The sequence below is a fragment of the Streptomyces sp. A18 genome, assembly GCF_059026065.1.
This window is the reverse complement of record NZ_JBWLKL010000001.1, coordinates 243,340-262,074: the sequence shown is the minus strand read 5'-3', so window position 1 is coordinate 262,074 and position 18,735 is coordinate 243,340. Positions and strand designations below refer to the sequence as shown.

Here is an 18,735-nt window from a genome sequence, read left to right as displayed (position 1 = left end):
AATCCGTGTACTCGAGCTCGGCCCCGCAGGGGCACCGCGTGTCACCGGCTCCGCCGAGCTCGTCCTCGAACGCCGGACGGGCGGAGCTGCTCAGCCTCCTGGCCACCGACGTGGCGCACGACCCGTACCCGCTCTATCGCACCCTCCGCGAGGACTTCCCCCTCGTCCGTGACGAGCTCCTCGGCGCCTGGCTGCTCAGCCGGTACGCGGATGTGCGGGCCGCCCTCGGTGACGTGCGGCTTGGGCCGGTGGAATCCCGGCTGAGCCCGGCCTACCGGGGGCTGCTCGAGCCCGTGCTGCGGGCCGCCGCCGAGCGCACCGCCCATGTCCTCGCCCGGCGGATAGCCGGGCGGCGCGAGGTCGACCTCGTCGCCGAGTTCAGCGTCTGGCTGCCCGCAGCGACCGCCGTAGCCGCGCTCGGGCTGCCCTGGGAGGACGCCGCCCGGGTGCAGGAGTGGTGCCGCAAAGGGCCCGTGCGTCCGGGCGGATCCGCTCACCCGGAGCTGGGCGCACTCCTGCGCCGCCACGTCACGCGGCGGCGCGCCCATCCCGGCTCGGACCTGCTCTCCCTGCTGTGCGGGGTGCGGGTGGACGGTCGGGCGCTCGCCGACGAGACCGTCACCGGTCTCGCCGCGACGCTCCTCAGCGGCGGCGAGGCCACCGCGCTCGCACTGGCCTCCTTCTTCGCCAACCTCCTCGACCACCCGGCCCAGTTGAACCTCGTGCGCGCGCACCCGGCGCTGATACCCGGCGCCTGGGCGGAGTCCCTGCGCCGTGACCCGCCCACCCCCGTCGTACTGCGCCGCGTGACCGAGCCGTTCGACCTGGGCGGCACCACGCTGCCCACGGGAGCCGTCGTGGCCTGCCTCATCGGCTCGGCGGGGCGCGACCCGTTCCGCTTCGCCGACCCCGACCGCTACGACATCTTCCGCGCGGACCCGGCACACCTCGCGTTCGGCGCGGGACGCCACTTCCGCCTGGAAGCCGCCCTGGCCGGGTTCGCCGCCGAGTGCGGACTGCGGGCCCTGCTCGACGCGATGCCGGGCCTGCGCTGGGCGCCCGGCTTCAGGGCAGCGCCCAGCGGATTCATGGCGCGGGCGCCCCGCCTGCTACTCGTCCGCCCCCGCTGAGGCCTCGGACCCCGCAGGAGACGGCTCCTGCCGTGCCGGGATCCGCTCCAGGAGCACCGCGGGCAGCTCCCCGAAGAGCTCCGCCACGCGCGCGTGCCCCGTGAACTCCCGCCCCCGAGTGAGCAGATCCGTCCACCGCCCCTCCGGAAGCACCAGTTCCGTCGCGTCCCAGCCGCCCGCTTCCTCCAGCCGCAAGGAGAGCCGGGTCACCGCCGCGATCACCTCTCCGGAGCGCGCGAAGGCCACGCAGTGCGCCGCGCCGGGCCCTCGCGCCGCCAGCGGCTCGTACGTGGCCGCGCCGCCGAACAGCTCCGGGCGGCGCCTGCGCAGCCGCAGCGCGGTCGTCGTCAGCGCGAGCTTCTCCTCGGAGAGGTCCCAGCGGTCACGGTGCTGCTCCAGGTACTCCAGGACATGCGGCTGGAACCGCACGGGCCGCCGGTTGTCCGGATCCACCAGGGCCCGGTACTCGCCCTCCGTGCCCTGGTAGAGGTCCGGCACCCCGGGCATCGTCAGCTGGAGCAGTGTGGCCCCGAGGACGATCGCCCGCACATGGGGCCGCAGGCCGCCCGCGAACTCCGCGATCGTGTAGAGCGGCGGCCCGCAGGGACCCGCCTCGGCGAACGCCGTCACGGCCTTCTCGTACGCCTCGTTCGGCTCGGTCCAGCTCGTGTGCAGGCCCGCCTCGCGCACGTGCTTGAGCAGGGCCTTCTGCAGCCGTTCGTCGTAGGGGAAGCCGAAGCCGACGGCCGTCTGCCAGGCCGCCCAAGCCAGTTGGGGATCCGGCGCACTGGTGCCGCCCATGCGGGCGGTCTGCTCGGTCACGTCCACCAGGAGGTCGGCCCACCGGTCCGGGCACTGCGTGAGCACGGCGATGCCCGCCCGCACGTCGGCACTGCGCTTCGTGTCGTGCGTGCTGAGCACCGTCCCGGCGTAGGGCCAGTCGCGCTGCACGCGCGCGCAGTAGGCGTGAAAGGCCTCCGGAGCCACCGCGGGGCGCTCGGGTGAGCCGCCCACCTCGGCCGCCGACAGGAGCGGCGCGTGCCGGTAGAACGCCGTGTCCTCGACCGCCTTGGCCCGCAGCGCCGACGCCGTCTGCGCGAACCGCGCGCGGAAGCCGTCGAGCGCGGGCCCGGAGCCGAGCCGCCCGAGCACGAAGTCCCGTACGACGTCGACCGCCTCGGCCTCCTCCCGCACCGCGAAGGCCGCCTTGGCCTCGTCGGCGGCCCGCACCGTGAGCACCGAGGCCGGTTCGGCGCCCCCGGAGACGTAGGGCCGGTAGACGGGAAGCCGCACGAGCAGCTCCAGGAGCGCGGTGCGCAGCGCCCAGGGCGCGTGGTCGCGCAGCGCCGGATCCGGTGCGCAGAGCGCGGTCGCCTCGCGCGTGAGGCGGTCGGTCTCGGCGGCCAGCTCATGGGTGAGCACCTTGTACGCGGCGCGCCGCACCGTAGCCCCCCAGTCGCCGCCCCGGTCCACCGCCGGATCCGTGAACCTCCGGTACTGGCCCAGGAGTTCGCCCGCGCCCGCCGGATCCGTGAACAGGCCGTCGAGGTGGCGCAGCGCGTCGTATCCGGTGGTGCCCGCCACGGGCCACGCGGCGGGCAGCTGCTCCCCGTCGCTGAGGATCTTCTCGACGACCGTCCAGCGCCCGCGCGTGGCCTCCTGGAGCCGCTGGAGGTAGGCCCCCGGATCCGCGAGCCCGTCGGGGTGGTCGATCCGCAGCCCCTCCACGACCCCCTCCCCCAGTAGTTCGAGGATCTTCGCGTGGGTCGCGTCGAATACCTCCGGGTCCTCGACGCGCACCCCGATGAGGTCCGAAATGGTGAAGAAGCGCCGGTAGTTGAGCTCCGTACGGGCAAGCCGCCACCACCCGAGGCGGTACCACTGGGCGTCCAGGAGCCGCGGCAGCGGCAGCTCCGCGGTGCCTTCGCGGAGGGGGAAGGCGTGCTCGTGGTAGCGCAGCTCGTTCCCGTCGACCCGCAGCTGCTCCAGCTCGTCCCCGACCCCGCGCCCGAGCACCGGAAGCAGTACCTGACCGCCGCCCGCGTCCCAGTCGATGTCGAACCACCGGGCGTAGGGCGATGCGGGGCCCTCGCGCAGCACCTCCCACAGGGCGTGGTTGTGGCGCGGCACCGCCGCCATGTGGTTCGGCACGATGTCCACGACCAGACCGAGACCGTGCGTCCGCGCGGTGCGCGACAGGGCGCGCAGCCCTTCCTCGCCGCCCAGCTCGGCGCGCACACGCGCGGGATCCACGACGTCGTAGCCGTGTGTGGACCCCGGGACGGCTTCAAGGACCGGCGACAGATGCAGGTGCGAGACTCCCAGCGAGGCCAGATACGGGACGGCCGCCTCGGCGGCCGCGAACGGGAACTCCGGCTGCAGCTGCAGCCGATAGGTGGCGGTGGGCGGTGGCGGCACCGCGGGCTCTGAGCGCTCAGGCGTCATGCGAACGTACGTACCCGCCTGGCGGGCTTTCGTGCCATCGACTCATGCTTCTGGCGGGCAGGGTGTCGCTAGCTTCGGACGATGGCTGCAAAAGCACAGGTCGCACGGGACGAGCCGCGCCAGGCCCAGGACGCCCCCGGACTCCTCGACACCTATCGGGAAGTGATCGGGCACACCGGTGCGCTCCTTCCGGTGATCTCGTTCCTCGGCCGGCTCCCCGTGGCCATGATCCAGTTCGGCAGTGTCCTGCTGGTCACCGAGACCAGCGGATCGCTCGCCACGGGCGGCGTGGTGGCCTGCGCGCTCGCGCTCGGCCAGGTGACCATGGGCCCGTTCGTCGGCCGCCTCGCCGACCGGCGCGGCCAGCGCGCCGTCGTCCTCGGCTTCTCGCTGCTCAACGCCGTGGCGATCGCCGTGTACACGCTCGGCGCCCTGTTCGACCTGCCCACGCCCGCACTGATCGTCCTCGCCGTGCTCGCCGGCGCGAGCATCCCCGGGATCGGCCCGCTGGCCCGCGCACGCGCCGTCCCGCTGGTCCGGGCGGCGGGCGGCGACGGCCGTACGGTCAACACCGTGCTGTCCCTGGAGAGCACCATGGACGAGCTGTCCTTCGTGCTCGGCCCCGCCCTGGTGGGCCTCGCGGCCGTCGCGGGCCACCCGGCGTACGCCTTCGGGGCCGCCGCGCTCCTGGTCGCCGTCTGCGGCTCCGGCTTCGCGCTGCACCCCACGGGCCGGACGGTGCGCGCGACCGACGCGACCGACGCGACCGACGCGGCGGACGGGGCGGACGGGGCGGCACGCGCGCGTGGCGGTCGGCAGCGCCTCCCGCGCGCGGTCGTCGTCGTACGCGTCGGGCTCGTCTTCGTCGGCGTCCTGCTCGGCGCCTGTGGAGCGGGCATCACGGCCCTCACGGAGGAGTTGGGGCAGCCGGGTCAGGCGGGCCTCGTCTACGCCGCCATGGGCGTCATGAGCGCCGTCGCGGGACTCTCCATGGCCGCGCTGCCCGAACGCTTCGGGCTCTATGCGCGCTGGCGCGTGGCGACGGCCTCCGCCGCGCTGCTCTCGCTGCCGCTTGTGTGGACGGACAGCATGACGGGCCTGTATCTCGTGGTGACGGTGTTCGGCGCCATCTTCGCCCCGAACCTGATCACGGGCTTCGCGCTCACCGAGCGCTCCTGCCCGCCGCGGCGGCTCGCCGAGGGGATGACGTTCGCCGCGAGTGCCTTCGTCGGCGGCCAGGCCGTCACGCTCGCCGTGGCGGGACGGCTGGCCGAGTCCTACGGACCCGGAGCGGCGTTCGCGCTCGGCAGCGCCGCGGCCGGCGTCGCGTTCCTTGTGGCGCTGGTGGCCCGCCCCCCGGCGCAGGGCAGGTCCCCGGTCACGCCGGGCGCTGCAAAACGGTGAGGCTCCGGTCGGTGAGCGTCAGGCGCTCCCCGGCCCGCGCCTTCGGCCCGGTGCCCGGAGGCACACCGTCCGCCCGCGCGGTGTCCACGACCACCTGCCACTGGCGGCCGTGATTGACGGGGACCACGAACTCCAGGGGCCCGGCCGACGCGTTGAACATCAGCAGGAACGAGTCGTCGGCGATCCGCTCGCCGCGCGTGCCCGGTTCGGAGATCGCGTTGCCGTTCAGGAACACCGTCAGCGCCCGTGCCTGCGTCGCGTCCCAGTCCTCCTGCGTCATCTCCTCGCCCTCCGGGGTGAACCAGGCGATGTCCGAGAGGTCGTCGTGCGTGCCCTCGACCGGGCGGCCGTGGAAGAACCGCCTCCGGCGGAAGACGGGATGATCGCGCCGCAGCCAGGCCATGGCGCGGGTGAACTCCAGTTGCGTGCTCTCCCTCTCCGGCCAGCGCACCCAGGCGATCTCGTTGTCCTGGCAGTAGGCGTTGTTGTTGCCTCCTTGCGTGCGGGCGAACTCGTCGCCGTGGCTGAGCATCGGGACGCCCTGGGAGAGCATCAGCGTCGCGATGAAGTTGCGCATCTGCCGTTCGCGCAGCTCCAGGACGTCCGGGTCGTCGGTCTCGCCCTCCACGCCACAGTTCCAGGAGCGGTTGTGGCTCTCGCCGTCCTGGTTGTCCTCGCCGTTGGCGTCGTTGCGCTTGTCGTTGTACGAGACGAGGTCGTGCAGCGTGAAGCCGTCGTGGCAGGTGCTGAAGTTGATCGACGCCAGCGGGCGCCGACCGTCGTCCTGGTAGAGGTCCGAGGAACCGGTGAGCCGTGACGCGAACTCGGCCAGGGTGCGCGGCTCGCCGCGCCACAGGTCGCGCACGGTGTCGCGGTACATGCCGTTCCACTCGGTCCACAGCGGCGGGAAGTTGCCGACCTGATAGCCACCCTCGCCGACGTCCCAAGGCTCGGCGATCAGCTTCACCTGGCTCACCACGGGGTCCTGCTGCACGAGGTCGAAGAACGACGACAGACGGTCCACCTCGTGGAACTGCCGGGCGAGTGTGGCCGCGAGATCGAAGCGGAAGCCGTCCACGTGCATGTCGGTGACCCAGTGCCGCAGTGAGTCCATGATCATTTGGAGTACGTGCGGCGACCGCATCAGGAGGGAGTTGCCGGTCCCCGTGGTGTCCATGTAGTAGCGGGGGTCGTGCGTCAGGCGGTAGTACGAGGCGTTGTCAAGGCCCTTGTAGGAGAGCGTCGGGCCCAGGTGGTTGCCCTCGGCCGTGTGGTTGTAGACGACGTCGAGGATCACCTCGATGCCCGCCTCGTGCAGCGCCTTGACCGCCTGCTTGAACTCCAGGACCTGCTCGCCACGGTCGCCCCAGGAGGCGTACGCGTTGTGGGGCGCGAAGAAGCCGATCGTGTTGTAGCCCCAGTAATTGTTCAGGCCCATGTCGACCAGTCGGTGATCGTTCACGAACTGGTGCACCGGCATCAACTCGAGGGCCGTCACGCCCAGTCGCGTCAGGTGGTCGATGACCGCCGGATGTGCGAGCGCCGCGTAGGAGCCGCGCAACTCCTGTGGCAGGTCAGGGTGTTGCATGGTCAGGCCCTTCACGTGGGCCTCGTAGAGCACGGTTTCGTTGTAGGGGGTGCGCGGGGGCCGGTCGTCGCCCCAGTCGAAGTACGGGTTGACCACCACGGAGGTCATCATGTGCGGCGCAGAGTCCATGTCGTTGCGCTTGTCGGGGGCGCCGAAGCGGTAGCCGTACACCTCCTCACCCCAGTCGATCCGGCCGCTGACCGCCCGTGCGTACGGATCGAGCAGCAGCTTCGCCGAGTTGCAGCGTTGCCCCTGCGCGGGTTCGTACGGGCCGTGCACGCGGAAGCCGTACCGCTGGCCCGGCATCACGCCGGGCAGGTACGCGTGGCGCACGAACGCGTCGGACTCACGCAGCTCGACGGCTGTCTCCGAGCCGTCGTCGTGCAACAAGCAGAGTTCTACGCGGTCGGCGGCCTCGGAGAAGACCGCGAAGTTCGTGCCGGCGCCGTCGTACGTGGCACCGAGTGGATACGCCTGCCCTGGCCACACCTGCATGCATACGACTCTTCCACTACCGCCCCCTCGGCTCGGGGTGACTTTGGTCAGAGTCTCCCCGAAAGTGGGGCAACCACCCAGGAGTTGAAGCCGTCTAACGCACCGACCACATACTCGGTATGCCCATGAGTGGGACAGCAGGGGAAGTAGGGGGAGGATGTGCGCGAACTAGTCAGACGCCATCTGGGGAAGGTAGTGGCGGGTACGGCGGTCGCCGTGGCCGCCACCGCAGTGATGGCAGGAATCACACTGCCGGGCACGGCCGGGGCGGGGGAGTCCCGGGGCCAGGACCGCAGTGCCGCCGCGGCAGCGGCGGAGCAGAACGCGATCCCGAAGGACGCGGTCGTCGAGGCCGCGCCCGAGGAGGGCGAGAAGGGCGTCGGCAGCGATCCGTTGACCGACGACGAGATGAAGCGCGCCGAGCAGATAGCCATGAAGGGCGACGTCCGCATGTCCGCCCGTGACGTGGAGGGGGACCGCGGCCCGCAACTCCTCGCGAGCAATCTGAGCGAGGCGGACCCGACCGAGGCCGTCGACCCCGACAGGCCGCGCCGCGCGGAGATCGTCTACTACGACTACAAGGACGACGCGCTGGTCACCAGGACCGTCAACCTCGACACCGGCAAGGTGGAGGACACCGACACCTCGCACGGCGTCCAGCCGCCCGCGGCCAAGGAGGAACTCCGGGAAGCGGCGCAGCTGTTGATCGCCGACGCGCTCGGCGCGGACCTCAAGAAGGACTACAAGGACGCGATGGGCAAGGCGCTCACCTCGCCCGACCAACTGACGCTCAGCGCCTTCGTGTTCCACAAGGAAACCGTCGAGAAGCTGCCGGCCCCGCTCGCCGAGTGCGGCAAGCACCGGTGCCTCAGCGTCGTCAGCAAGGTCGTCAACGGGCCCTGGATCGACACCCGTGACCTGATCGTCGACCTGAGCGACCGCACCGTCACCCGCCTCCGCTGAGCGGCCGGGCCACCCGCCCGCACTCTTTCACTTCCGTACAAGGGAGTCATCTCGCATGCACGTGAACAGACTCAACGGTGCCCGCAAGCGCCTCTCCATCGGCCTTGCGGTCACCGCGCTCCTGGGCACCGCCGTCGCCGCCGCAGGCCCGGCGGGCGCCACACAGAACACCGCCAAGGACGCCCCCGCTGCCGCCGCCCCGGCGTGCAGCGCCGACTACCGCATCGAGCAGACCGTCGACGGCGGCACGACCTGGCGCATGTGCTGGCACTACAACACCAACGCCGGCCTCGTGCTCGACAACATCTCGTACCAGCCCAAGAACGAGCCCAAGCCCATACCCGTCCTCACCAGCGCACGGCTCGCCCAGGTCCATGTGCCCTACGACGACGGCGAGAACGAGTACCAGGACATCACCGGCGCCACCTTCGGCACCGACCTCGTCCCCCTGAAGCCCGCCGAGTGTCCCGGCGGCACCATCAAGACCGTCAAGGTCGGCAGTTCGTCGCCCATACCCGGCGGCAAGGTCAAGGGCCTGTGCACCACCACGCGCGCGCGTGGCCACGCCTACCGCATGACCCCTGACCTGTACTCGAACCCGAACAAGGTCTACCAGGCGCAGGGCAAGGACCTGCTCATCTACACCGTCAACCAGGCGTCCTGGTACGAGTACATCACCGAGTGGCGCTTCTCGTCCGACGGCACGATCACCTCGAACGTCGGCGCCACCGGCAGCCTCTCTCCCAGCGACTACAACGGCACCGACGGCCGCGGCTGGCCCATCGGCAAGGGCGCGAGCGATTACGCGGAGAGCCACAGCCACAACGTCTCCTGGCGCCTCAACTTCGGCCTTGACGGCTCCCCGAAGGCCAAGGTCGAGCAGTACGACTCCAAGGTGACGCGGCCCACCGGCAACGGCCAGCCGAAGACGAAGACGACCCGCACCCCCGTCACCAAGGAACTCATCGGCGACGTCAAGGGCATGCGCTGGTGGCGCGTGGTGAGCACGGCCGGCAAGAACAGCGACGGCCACCCCCGGTCGTACGAGATCGTGCCGGGCCACTCCGTGAAGCACCCCGGCCGCAACTACAGCAACCACGACGTGTACTTCACCGAGTACAAGAAATGCGAGAAGTACACCAGCGACAATCTGTCCGAGAACTGCGGCCCCAAGAGCGTGGACAAATGGGTCAACGGCCAGACGCTGAAGCACCCGATCACCTGGGTCAACATCGGCTTCCACCACGTCGCACGGGACGAGGACCAGCAGCCCATGCCGGTCCACTGGCAGGGCTTCTCCCTGGCCCCGCGTGACGTGACCGCTATGAATCCGCTCACTCCCGCCGAGCTCGCCGACCAGAACGGCAATCCAGAGGGCGGTAGTTGAGAAAACTCCCTCTCCATCCGGCTGCACCGGCCGCCGCTCCCGGAGTACCCTTCCTTGATCGTTGAACGGGGGAGTGCTCGGGGGAGCGGAAGGGGTGCGCTGGGTGAGCTCGGGAGGGCGGGAACTGCCCCCTGGTGACGAGGGTCACGAGGGGGGTTCCGCGGACGGCCCGCCCGGAGCGGTGTCCCTGGCGCGGCCGATGGAGATGGGATCCCAGATCGGACCCGAACTGGACTGGGGCGCCGAAGCCTGGCGCGAGGTGCGCACCCGCGCCCAGCGCGCCGGGCGGGCCTACATCTGGCTGAATCTCGTGGAGCAGCGGCTGCGCGCGGTCGTGGCCGCTGTCCTGCGCCCCATCTACGAACCGGTCCACGCCGACGACTGGGTGGTCGCCGCCGCGGGGCCCGCAGGGCAGGAATGGGTCCAGCGGGCCGTCGCCGTACGCGAAGTGAGCCGCCGCAAGGGCTACTTGCTCGACCCGGCGGACGACAACGTCCTGAGCTTCCTCACGCTGCCCCAGCTGCGCGAGCTGATGGTGCAGCACTGGCCGTGCTTCGAGCCGTACTTCGACGACCGCAGGGACGTCGAACTCGCCCTGGACGAGCTGGAAGTCACCCGGAACGTCGTGTCGCGCAACCGCGCCCTGTCCACGGCCGTGCTCGCCCAGGCGGAGCGGGCGTCGGCCAGGCTCCTGGACATACTCGGCACGGGCACCGACGTGCCGTCCGCGCGCCGGTTGCCCGTCGACGCCGTCGAGTCCCTGGTCGGCGACCGGTACGCCGACGTGGTGGGCGTCCACTCGGACCGCGTACGGCTGCTCCGGCAGTTCCCGGCCGAGGACATCTTCGGGGGCGCCCGTCGCCTCGACGCGATCGGGATAGGCATGAACCTCCTGGTCCAGAACTTCTCCGGGCGCCGCCTCGTCCGCCTCGCGGAGTCCGGCTGCCGGGTGCGGCTGCTCTTCCTCAACCCGGCGAGCAGCGCGGTCAAGCGCAGGGAGCGTGAACTGGGCCTGAAGCGGGGCGAGCTGAGCCGCAGCGTCGAGATGAACATCCTGCACATGCGCCGGGTGCGGGCCCGCCTGCGCGATCCGGGCGCCTTCGAGATCCAGGTCTTCGACGAGACGCCCCGCTTCACCGCGTATCTGGTCGACGGGGACGGCGCGGACGGCATCGCGGTCGTCCAGTCGTATCTGCGCAGGACGCGCGGGATGGAGGCGCCGGTGCTCGTGCTGCGCGGCGGCCGCCGGGTGGTGAAGGCGGACGAGCCGGACGAGAACGGACTCTTCGAGACGTACCGGGAGGAGTTCGAACTGGCCTGGGCCGACTCGCGGCCGGTCTCCTGAGCAAGCGGAACGCGCGCCTCGGATTGTCAGTGGCGCGTGGGATCGTGGTGGTCAATGGGGGAAAGCACCACAGAGAAGGGGGCGGCCATGGGCTGGCACCGGGAGCTGCTGATCGGTTTCGACCTGGAGACGACCGGGACGGATCCGCGCGAGGCGCGCATCGTCACGGGCGCTGTGATCGAGGTCAGGGCCGGCGAGACGCTCGGTCGCAGGGAATGGCTCGCCGACCCGGGGGTCGAGATCCCCGCGGAGGCGGTCGCGGTGCACGGCATCTCGAACGAACGGGCGGCGGCGGACGGCAGACCGGCCGCTGAGGTCGCCGACGCGATAGCCGCCGTGCTCGTGTCGTACTGGCAGACGGGCGTCCCGGTCGTGGCGTACAACGCCACCTTCGACCTGACCCTGCTCTCCGCCGAGTTGCACCGGCACGGCCTGCCGTCCCTGCGCGAGCGCCTGGGCGGCGCCGAACCGGCCCCGGTCATCGACCCGTACACGATCGACCGCTCCGTCGAGCGCTACCGCAAGGGCAAGCGGAACCTCGAAGCGGTCTGCACGGAGTACGGGGTGCGCCTGGAGTCCGCCCACGACGCCACGTCGGACGCCCTGGCCGCGGCCCGCCTGGCCACTGCGATAGCCGACCGCCACCCCAAGCTGGCCGCTGTCGGCCCGGCCGAGCTGCACCGCCGGCAGATCGACTGGTACGCGGAGTGGGCGGCGGACTTCCAGAAGTTCCTGCGGAAGAAGGGGGAGACGGACGCCGTCGTGGACGGTGTGTGGCCCCTCCGGGAGGAGTTCAGCGCGTCCGGCGTCTGAGGACGGGTGCCCCCGGCCCGGCGAGGCTCAGAACGGATACCACCGCACGGCCGGATCCCCGTCCCGGAGCGAGGCGACCCGGCGGCGGAACTCGGCCAGGGCGTTGGGGTTGCTGGGGGCGTGCTGCGCGACCCACGCGCAGCTGGCCGTCTCCCGGGCGCCCCGCAGCACCGCGCAGCCGTCCCACTCCCGCACGTCCCAGCCGTACTCCGCGACGAACCCGTCGTACGCCTCGGCCGCCAGGCCGTACCGATCCCGCGAGAGCGCCATCACCACGAGATCGTGCTCCCGCAGATCGGCGGAGAAGGTCTCCAGGTCCACGAGAACCGGGCCGTCCGGGCCCACGAGCACATTCCGGGGGAGAGCGTCGCCATGAATGGGGCCAGGAGCAAGGCGCGGGGTGAGCGCCGACGCCGCCGCCTCGAAGCCGTCCCTGCGCTCGCGCAGATAGTCCGCGTCCTCGACGTCGATCGCGTCTCCGGCGAGCCGCAGCCACCGCTCGACCCCGCCGAGGAGCTCACGCCGGGGCAGTTCGAACGCGGGCGCGGGCAGCGCGTGCACGAGGCGCAGGAGTGCGGCGAGGTCACGCGGCTCGGCAGGGCGCACGGCCTCGGGCAGCCGGTGCCACACCGTCACCGGATGACCGTCCACCAGGCGGGGCTCACTCTCGGCCGCCCGCACCGCGGGCACCCCTGACTTCTCCAGCCACCGGGCGATCCTCAACTCCCGCCGGGCACGGTCGAGGAGCTCGGGCGCCGCACGCCCGACCTTGACCACCGTGTCACCGCTGCCGAACACCGCGTTCTCGCCGAGCGCGAGCAGCGCCGCGTCCCCCTCGAGGCCCGCAGCGCTCAGTACGTCCCGTGCCCGCGCCTCGTCCATCCGTTGCCTCCCGCACCGTTCGCCACGCCCACCGCCGACACAGTCTCCCATTCGCACAGGCCAAGCGGCTGTGAGGCCTGCGTAGCTGCTTGACGTATCAAGATCCCATCAGCACGATGACGGGGGCCGCCTGGGCGGCCAAAACCCGATGAGCCGCCCAAAGGAGCCGATTCCGTGACATTGGCGACCGCGACGAAGCGGTCAGCGAACGGCGCGTCCGCCCGCAGAGGCGCGGACCACGGCGCCTGGTTCCTGGTGCTTCCCGCGCTGATCCCCATCCTGATCCTCAGCGTGGGCCCGCTCCTCTACGGCATCACGCTCGCGTTCACCGACTCCCAGTCGGGCCGCACCGAACCGACCCAGTGGGTCGGCGCCCTCAACTTCCAGGACCTGCTGCACGACACCCTGTTCTGGGACTCGTTCCGCATCGGCTTGATCTGGGCGTTCGGCGTCACCGTGCCGCAGTTCTTCCTCGCGCTCGGCCTCGCCCTCCTGCTCAACCAGCCGTTGCGGATGCGCTGGCTCGCACGGGCGCTCGCGATCATTCCCTGGGCGATGCCCGAGGTGGTCGTCGGCATCATGTGGCGGCTCGTCTACCACCCGGACGCGGGCGTCCTGAACGAGACGCTCTCCAACTTCGGCCTGGGCGAGGGCAAGGACTGGCTGACCGGGACGGCCACCGCACTCCTCGCCGTCATCGTCGTCGGCGTCTGGGCCGGCATGCCGCAGACCACCGTCGCGCTGCTCGCCGGGCTGCAGAACACCCCGCGCGAGCTGCACGAGGCCGCCGCGATGGACGGGGCGGGCGCCTGGCGCCGCTTCCGCACCGTCACCTGGCCCGCGATCAAGCCGATCGCGCTCGCCATCACGGCGCTCAACTTCATCTGGAACTTCAATTCCTTCGCCCTGGTCTACGTCCTCACCCAGGGCGGCCCCGGCGGCCGCACCCGCCTGCCCATGCTCTTCGCCTACGAAGAGGCCTTCCGGTACGGCCAGTTCGGCTACGCCGCGGCCATGGGCTGCGTGATGGTCGCGGTGATCTCCGTGATCCTCGCCTTCTACCTCGTCGGCCGCCTGAAGGGAGGCGACGAGTCATGATGCGTACGAAGAAGTCGACGCGCGCCGCGCAGTATCTGGCTCTCGCCGCCTATCTCGTCTTCCTCGCCTTCCCGTTCCTCTGGCTGATCTCCACGGCCTTCAAGCCCGCGCGGGAACTGGGCAGTCTGCACCCCACCTGGATCCCCGAGGACCCGACGCTCGAGAACTTCCGGCAGGCCTTCGACGAACAGCCGTTGCTCCAGGCCGCGGGCAACTCCCTGATCGCGGCGCTCAGCGCGTCCCTGATCGCCGTCGTCATCGCGACCCCCATGGCGTACGTCATGGCGCGGCACCGCAATCGCGTCTCGAAGGCGGCGACGGGCTGGGTGGTGATCAGCCAGGCGTTCCCCTTCGTCCTGATCATCATCCCGCTGTTCCTGATCCTGAAGAACCTGCACCTGATCAACTCGCTGCTCGGCCTGATCTTGGTCTACGTGGTGTGGTCGCTGCCCTTCGCGCTGTGGATGCTCGTCGGATACGTCCGCGCCGTGCCCACCGAACTGGAGGAGGCGGCGGCGGTCGACGGCGCGAGCAAGGTGCGCACGTTCGTCTCGGTCGTCGCCCCGCTGCTCGCCCCCGGCATCGTCGCCACGGCGATGTTCGCCTTCATCACCGCATGGAACGAGTTCTTCTTCGCGCTCGTCCTGCTCAAGACCCCGGAGAAGCAGACCTTGCCGGTCATCCTCAACCGCTTCATCGGCACCGAGGGCGTCGCGGACCTCGGGCCGCTCGCCGCGGCGGCGTTCCTCGCGACCATCCCCTCGCTCGTCATCTTCGCGATCATCCAGAAGCGGATCACGGGCGGCATGCTGGCGGGGGCGGTGAAGGCCTGATGCGCACGACCCCACGCCTCGTGCCCCCATGCCGCACGACCCCACGCTTCGTGACCGCGGCCGCCGCGGCCCTCGCGCTGCTGCTCACCGGCTGCAGTGGCGACTCGGGTGACGACGACGGGAAGATCACTCTGCGGTTTCAGTCCCTCGCCTGGCAGAAGGAGTCCATCGACGCGAACAAGGAGCTCGTCGAGGAGTGGAACGCCGCCCATCCGGACGTCAAGGTCGAGTACGTCCAGGGCAGTTGGGACAGCGTCCACGACCAGCTGCTCACCTCCTTCGAGGGAGGTGAGGCGCCCGACATCATCCATGACGCGTCGGACGACCTCGCGGACTTCGCGTACGGCGGCTATCTCGCGGACCTCGACGAGCTGCTCCCCGACCGGCTCAAGTCCGATATCCCGGAACGCAGTTGGGAGACGACACGGTTCGGGGACGGTGTCTACGGAGTGCCGTTCCTCCAGGAGCCCCGCGTCCTGATCGCCAACGCGAAGTGGCTGAAGGAGTCGGGTGTACGGATCCCGTCGCCCGAGAAGCCCTGGTCCTGGGACGAGTTCAGGTCGGTCACCAAGGAACTGAGCGACGGCAAGGGCAAGTACGGCGTGGCCTGGCCGCTCAAGGAGCCGGTCTCCGCGACGCTCAACCTCTCGCTCTCCACGGGCGGCCGGATGTTCCACCGGGGCGAGGACGGCAAGGTCGACGTCCGCTTCGACAAGGCCGACGAGATCATGCCGCGCACGGTCCACGACCAGGTCGCCACCGACAAGAGCGCGTCCGGCACGACTCTGGGCATGGGCGGCTCCGACACGCTGCCTGGCTTCTTCGGCGGCAAGTACGCGATGGTCCCGCTCGGCTTCTCCTACCGCCAGCAGATCGTCCAGCAGGTACCCAAGGGCTTCGACTGGCAGGTGCTCCCGGCCCCGGCGGGGGCGGAGGGGCTCGCGCAGGGCGTGAGCCCGCAGACGCTGTCCGTCGCGGAGGACACCGAGCACAAGAAGGAGGCGGTCGAGTTCATCGACTTCCTTCTCCAACCGGAGAACATGGTGCGCCTCGCACAGGGCGACTGGATGCTCCCTACCGGCTCGGCGGCCCTGAAGGATCCGGCCCTGCACACCAAGAAGCACGACTGGGCGGTGGGCACGGCCCTCGCCAAGGACCTGCGGTCGGCGCCCGCGCAGTCGGTGCGGGGGTATCCGGAGTGGAAGGACAAGGTGGCGACCCCGGCGCTCCAGGAGTACTACAGCGGGGCGATCGGTCTGGACGAGCTGCGCAAACGCCTGGTGAAGGACGGGAATCTGGTGCTGGCGCGCTACCAGCGGTAGGTCAGACGGCGACCGACTCCTCCATCTCTTCCTCGGACCTCTCCTGGGACTCCTCGCGGCTCTCGGGGGAGGGGGAAGTGGGGGAAGGCCGGGACAGGGCCCCACGCCGCTCCCACAGCGCCGCGACGCCCGTGACCGCCAGGCCGACGAGCAGCCACCCGGCCAACGTCCACACGTGCCCGCCGAGTCCGTGCCCGCCGAAGTAGAGGTGGCTGCGGATGCCCTCGACGAATCCGGCGCCGTTCCAGAAGGCGTGCAGTGAGCCGAAGAAGCCGTTCTGGAGTTCCGGCCGGAAAAGACCGCCGGACGACGTGAAGTTGAGCATCACGAAGAGCACCATCATCGTCAGCGTCGTCCAGCGCTTCAGGAAGGTGTGCAGGCCGACGCCGATGAGCAGGATCCCGGCGGAGTACAGCCACGCCATGGCCCACACGCCCCACAGCCCCTGGTGCGCCAGGTGGAAGACGGGCCCGGCGAGCGCCGCGCCGATCAGGCTCACGGCGAACGAGACGCCGACCGCGAGCCCCGCCCGTGCCCGCATCCGCATCCCGGCCCCGGCGGCACCGAGCGCCGCGACCGACGCGTACGAGCCGATGCTCACCGCGACGAGCAGGAAGAACAGGCCCTGCCCCGTGGGGTCGTCGTCCACGGTCGGCGCCACATCGCTGACCTTGAGCGGGACGCCCTGTTCCGCCGCGACCGGCGTGAAGATCTTCTCGACCGCCATGGCGCTCATGTCCGAGCCCGCGGTGGCCACGATCACCTCGGGGTGCTCGGCGTCGGGGACGTAGGCCCCGGATATGTCCATCGACGTGAGCCCCTCGACCGCCTGGGCACGGGAGCCGACGGTCCGTACGTCGAGGGCGTCGCCCGCCTCGTCCTTGACGGTCTGCGCGAGGGCCTGGGTCTGCTCGCCCGATCCGACGACGGCGATCGGCAGGTCGTGCGGCTCCGGCGTGACGAACGCGCCCATGTAGGCGAGGCCCATGCCGAGGCACATCAGCAGGGGTGTCACCAGGTGGAGCAGGACGTGGCGGAGTGGTCCGGAGGCGGGTGCTGGGCCGGCAGATGCCTTGTGGGCGGGCGCCGAGGTGGCGGTCATCGGAGACCTCTCGCAATAGTTGGCTTTTACACTCAATCTCAGTGTTGTACTGTACAACCATTCGTGGAGAGGGAGAAATCGTGGCCGACCGAGACGGGTCCATCGAGATCATTCAGCGGGAGATGACGGCGTTCGCCCGGCGGGCCCGCGCCACCGCCGCGCGGATGCACCCCGAGCTCTCGCTCGTGTCGTACACGCTCCTGAGTCACCTCGAGTACCAGGGCGGATGCCGGGCCACGGACCTCGCGGTGCACTACACGCTGGACAAGTCGACGATCAGCAGGCAGGTGGGCGCGCTGGAGAAGGGTGGCCTCGTGGAGCGGCGCCTCGACCCGACCGACCACCGGGTGCACGTGCTGCACCTCACCGACCGGGGCATCGAGGTCCTCGCGCAGGTCACCGACGCGCGCCGGGTCGCGTTCCAGGAGCGGCTCGCGGAGTGGAGCGGTCCGGATCTGGAGAAGTTCGCCGAGTGCCTGCTGCGGTACAACGACGCGGCATCGCGGAGTGGGCTGGACGTCGAGTAGCTCGATCTCGATCGGGCCGAATGGAGCGAGGGGTCGGGCAAACACGTTGCACGAGACGTCTCGTCTCGTTATGGTCTCTCCATGACCACACGCCAGCGTGCCCATATCGCCATGTTCTCGATCGCCGCCCACGGGCACGTCAATCCGAGCCTGGAAGTCATCCGCGAGCTCGTCGCCCGCGGCCACCGCGTCACGTACGCGATCCCGCACCTCTTCGCCGAGAAGGTCGCCGAGACGGGCGCCGAGCCCGTCCCCTACGAGACGACGCTGCCGGGCCCGGACGACGACCCCGAGGCCTGGGGGACCGAAGTGATCGACAACATCGAGCCGTTCCTCCATGACGCGATCCACGTGCTGCCCCAGCTTTCCGAGGCGTACGAAGGCGATGAGCCGGACCTCGTCCTGCACGACATCACCTCCTATCCCGCGCGCGTCCTCGCCCGCCGCTGGGGCGTCCCCGAGATCTCGCTCTCGCCGAACCTCGTGGCCTGGGACGGGTACGAGGAGGAGGTCTCGGAGCCGATGTACGCCGAGCTGAAGGAGACCGAGCGCGGCCAGGCGTACTACGCGCGCTTCCACGCCTGGCTCGAGGAGAACGGGATCACCCAGCACCCGGACCCCTTCGTCGGCCGCCCGCCGCGCTCGCTCGTCCTGATCCCCAAGGCGTTCCAGCCGAACGCCGACCGGGTCGACGAGACGGTGCACACGTTCGTCGGCGCCTGCCAGGGTGACCGCTCGGCACACGGTGACTGGCAGCGTCCGGCCGGTGCGGAGAAGGTGCTGCTCGTTTCGCTCGGTTCGTCCTTCACCAAGCAGCCGGACTTCTACCGCGCGTGCATCGAGGCGTTCGGGGAGCTGCCCGGATGGCATGTCGTGCTCCAGGTCGGGAAGCACGTCGAGGCGAGCGAACTGGGGGATGTCCCCGGCAACGTGGAGGTCCACCAGTGGGTCCCGCAGCTCGCGGTGCTCAAGCAGGCCGACGCCTTCATCACGCACGCCGGTGCGGGTGGCAGTCAGGAGGGGCTCGCCACCGGGACGCCGATGGTCGCCGTGCCGCAGGCCGTCGACCAGTTCGGCAACGCGGACATGCTCCAGGGCCTCGGGGTGGCCCGGCACGTACCGATGGAGGAGGCCACCGCGCAGACGCTGCGGGACGCGGTGCTCGGCCTGGTCGGCGACCCGGAGGTGGCGCGCCGTCTCGCCGATGTGCGGGCCGGGATGGCGGGGGAGGGTGGCACGAAGATGGCCGCCGACCTGATCGAGGAGGAGCTCGCGAAGGCGACCGGGGCGACCGAGGCGACCGAGGAGGCCGGGGCGTGACGCCGACGGCGGTCTGGCTGTGGCTCCGGCTGGCTCGGGCGTGACGCTCGTCCGGTATGACGCTCGTCCGGCGTGTTGCCG

14 protein-coding genes and 1 pseudogene are annotated in these 18,735 nt (G+C 70.7%); 11 read left to right on the top strand and 4 right to left on the bottom strand.

The features are described 5' to 3' along the window. Nucleotides 1-38 precede the first annotated feature (38 nt). Entirely contained in the window at nucleotides 39-1,130 is a 1,092-nt protein-coding gene (locus AC5P1C_RS01225; RefSeq protein ID WP_493863735.1) for a cytochrome P450, read from the top strand. Here AC5P1C_RS01225 and treY read toward each other — a convergent pair. After that, a complete protein-coding gene (treY, locus tag AC5P1C_RS01220) occupies nucleotides 1,110-3,575 on the bottom strand; it encodes a malto-oligosyltrehalose synthase (RefSeq protein ID WP_493863734.1) in 2,466 nt (821 codons plus the stop codon). The two genes, AC5P1C_RS01225 and treY, sit on opposite strands and share 21 nt — an antisense overlap. 81 nt (nucleotides 3,576-3,656) lie before the next feature. On the opposite strand from treY, the gene AC5P1C_RS01215 reads away from it, so the two are divergent. Next, complete coding sequence (locus tag AC5P1C_RS01215) at nucleotides 3,657-4,979, top strand: MFS transporter (RefSeq protein WP_493863733.1); 1,323 nt, start codon at nucleotides 3,657-3,659, stop codon at nucleotides 4,977-4,979. Here AC5P1C_RS01215 and glgX read toward each other — a convergent pair. Continuing rightward, entirely contained in the window at nucleotides 4,954-7,062 is a 2,109-nt protein-coding gene (glgX, locus tag AC5P1C_RS01210) for a glycogen debranching protein GlgX (RefSeq protein WP_493863732.1), read from the bottom strand. The two genes, AC5P1C_RS01215 and glgX, sit on opposite strands and share 26 nt — an antisense overlap. 216 nt (nucleotides 7,063-7,278) lie before the next feature. Between glgX and AC5P1C_RS01205 the strand changes: the two genes are divergently transcribed. The 4 genes from AC5P1C_RS01205 to AC5P1C_RS01190 all read left to right on the top strand — a co-directional run bounded on the left by AC5P1C_RS01205 (nucleotide 7,279) and on the right by AC5P1C_RS01190 (nucleotide 11,570). Continuing rightward, complete coding sequence (locus tag AC5P1C_RS01205; protein ID WP_493863731.1) at nucleotides 7,279-8,025, top strand: Tat pathway signal sequence domain protein; 747 nt, start codon at nucleotides 7,279-7,281, stop codon at nucleotides 8,023-8,025. 55 nt (nucleotides 8,026-8,080) lie between these two features. Further along, nucleotides 8,081-9,412, top strand: coding sequence for a copper amine oxidase (locus tag AC5P1C_RS01200; RefSeq protein ID WP_493863730.1), 1,332 nt, complete (start codon nucleotides 8,081-8,083; stop codon nucleotides 9,410-9,412). A gap of 73 nt (nucleotides 9,413-9,485) precedes the next feature. Next, the gene (locus AC5P1C_RS01195) at nucleotides 9,486-10,757 is read left to right on the top strand and encodes a DUF5919 domain-containing protein (protein ID WP_493864018.1); all 1,272 of its coding nucleotides are present in this window, start codon (nucleotides 9,486-9,488) and stop codon (nucleotides 10,755-10,757) included. 87 nt (nucleotides 10,758-10,844) lie between these two features. Beyond that, on the top strand, nucleotides 10,845-11,570 hold the full coding sequence (locus AC5P1C_RS01190; protein WP_493864017.1) for a 3'-5' exonuclease: 726 nt from the start codon (nucleotides 10,845-10,847) through the stop codon (nucleotides 11,568-11,570). Nucleotides 11,571-11,597: 27 nt separating this feature from the next. On the opposite strand, the gene AC5P1C_RS01185 is transcribed toward AC5P1C_RS01190, so the two are convergent. Then, entirely contained in the window at nucleotides 11,598-12,452 is an 855-nt protein-coding gene (locus AC5P1C_RS01185; protein ID WP_493863729.1) for a phosphotransferase enzyme family protein, read from the bottom strand. A gap of 174 nt (nucleotides 12,453-12,626) precedes the next feature. Between AC5P1C_RS01185 and AC5P1C_RS01180 the strand changes: the two genes are divergently transcribed. The 3 genes from AC5P1C_RS01180 to AC5P1C_RS01170 are packed head-to-tail and all read left to right on the top strand — an operon-like array spanning nucleotide 12,627 to nucleotide 15,705. Beyond that, nucleotides 12,627-13,550, top strand: a complete 924-nt coding sequence (locus tag AC5P1C_RS01180; RefSeq protein ID WP_493863728.1) for a carbohydrate ABC transporter permease — start codon at nucleotides 12,627-12,629, stop codon at nucleotides 13,548-13,550. After that, nucleotides 13,547-14,383 (top strand): carbohydrate ABC transporter permease, encoded by an 837-nt coding sequence (locus AC5P1C_RS01175; RefSeq protein WP_493863727.1) that lies wholly within the window; start codon nucleotides 13,547-13,549, stop codon nucleotides 14,381-14,383. The genes AC5P1C_RS01180 and AC5P1C_RS01175 overlap by 4 nt, the downstream gene beginning before the upstream one ends. Then, nucleotides 14,383-15,705: an ABC transporter substrate-binding protein gene (locus AC5P1C_RS01170; protein ID WP_493863726.1), complete on the top strand. Its 1,323-nt coding sequence runs from the start codon at nucleotides 14,383-14,385 to the stop codon at nucleotides 15,703-15,705. Before AC5P1C_RS01175 ends, AC5P1C_RS01170 begins: the two co-directional genes overlap by 1 nt. 1 nt (nucleotide 15,706) lies before the next feature. Here the strand turns inward: AC5P1C_RS01170 and AC5P1C_RS01165 are convergent, their stop codons facing one another. After that, a complete protein-coding gene (locus tag AC5P1C_RS01165) occupies nucleotides 15,707-16,807 on the bottom strand; it encodes an ABC-2 transporter permease (protein ID WP_493863725.1) in 1,101 nt (366 codons plus the stop codon). A gap of 80 nt (nucleotides 16,808-16,887) precedes the next feature. Here AC5P1C_RS01165 and AC5P1C_RS01160 point away from each other — a divergent pair, with 80 nt between their 5' ends. Next, on the top strand, nucleotides 16,888-17,334 hold the full coding sequence (locus tag AC5P1C_RS01160) for a MarR family winged helix-turn-helix transcriptional regulator (RefSeq protein ID WP_493863724.1): 447 nt from the start codon (nucleotides 16,888-16,890) through the stop codon (nucleotides 17,332-17,334). Nucleotides 17,335-17,380: 46 nt separating this feature from the next. Next, nucleotides 17,381-18,654: pseudogene (gene mgt / locus AC5P1C_RS01155) on the top strand (macrolide-inactivating glycosyltransferase). The last annotated feature ends 81 nt before the right edge of the window (nucleotides 18,655-18,735 follow it).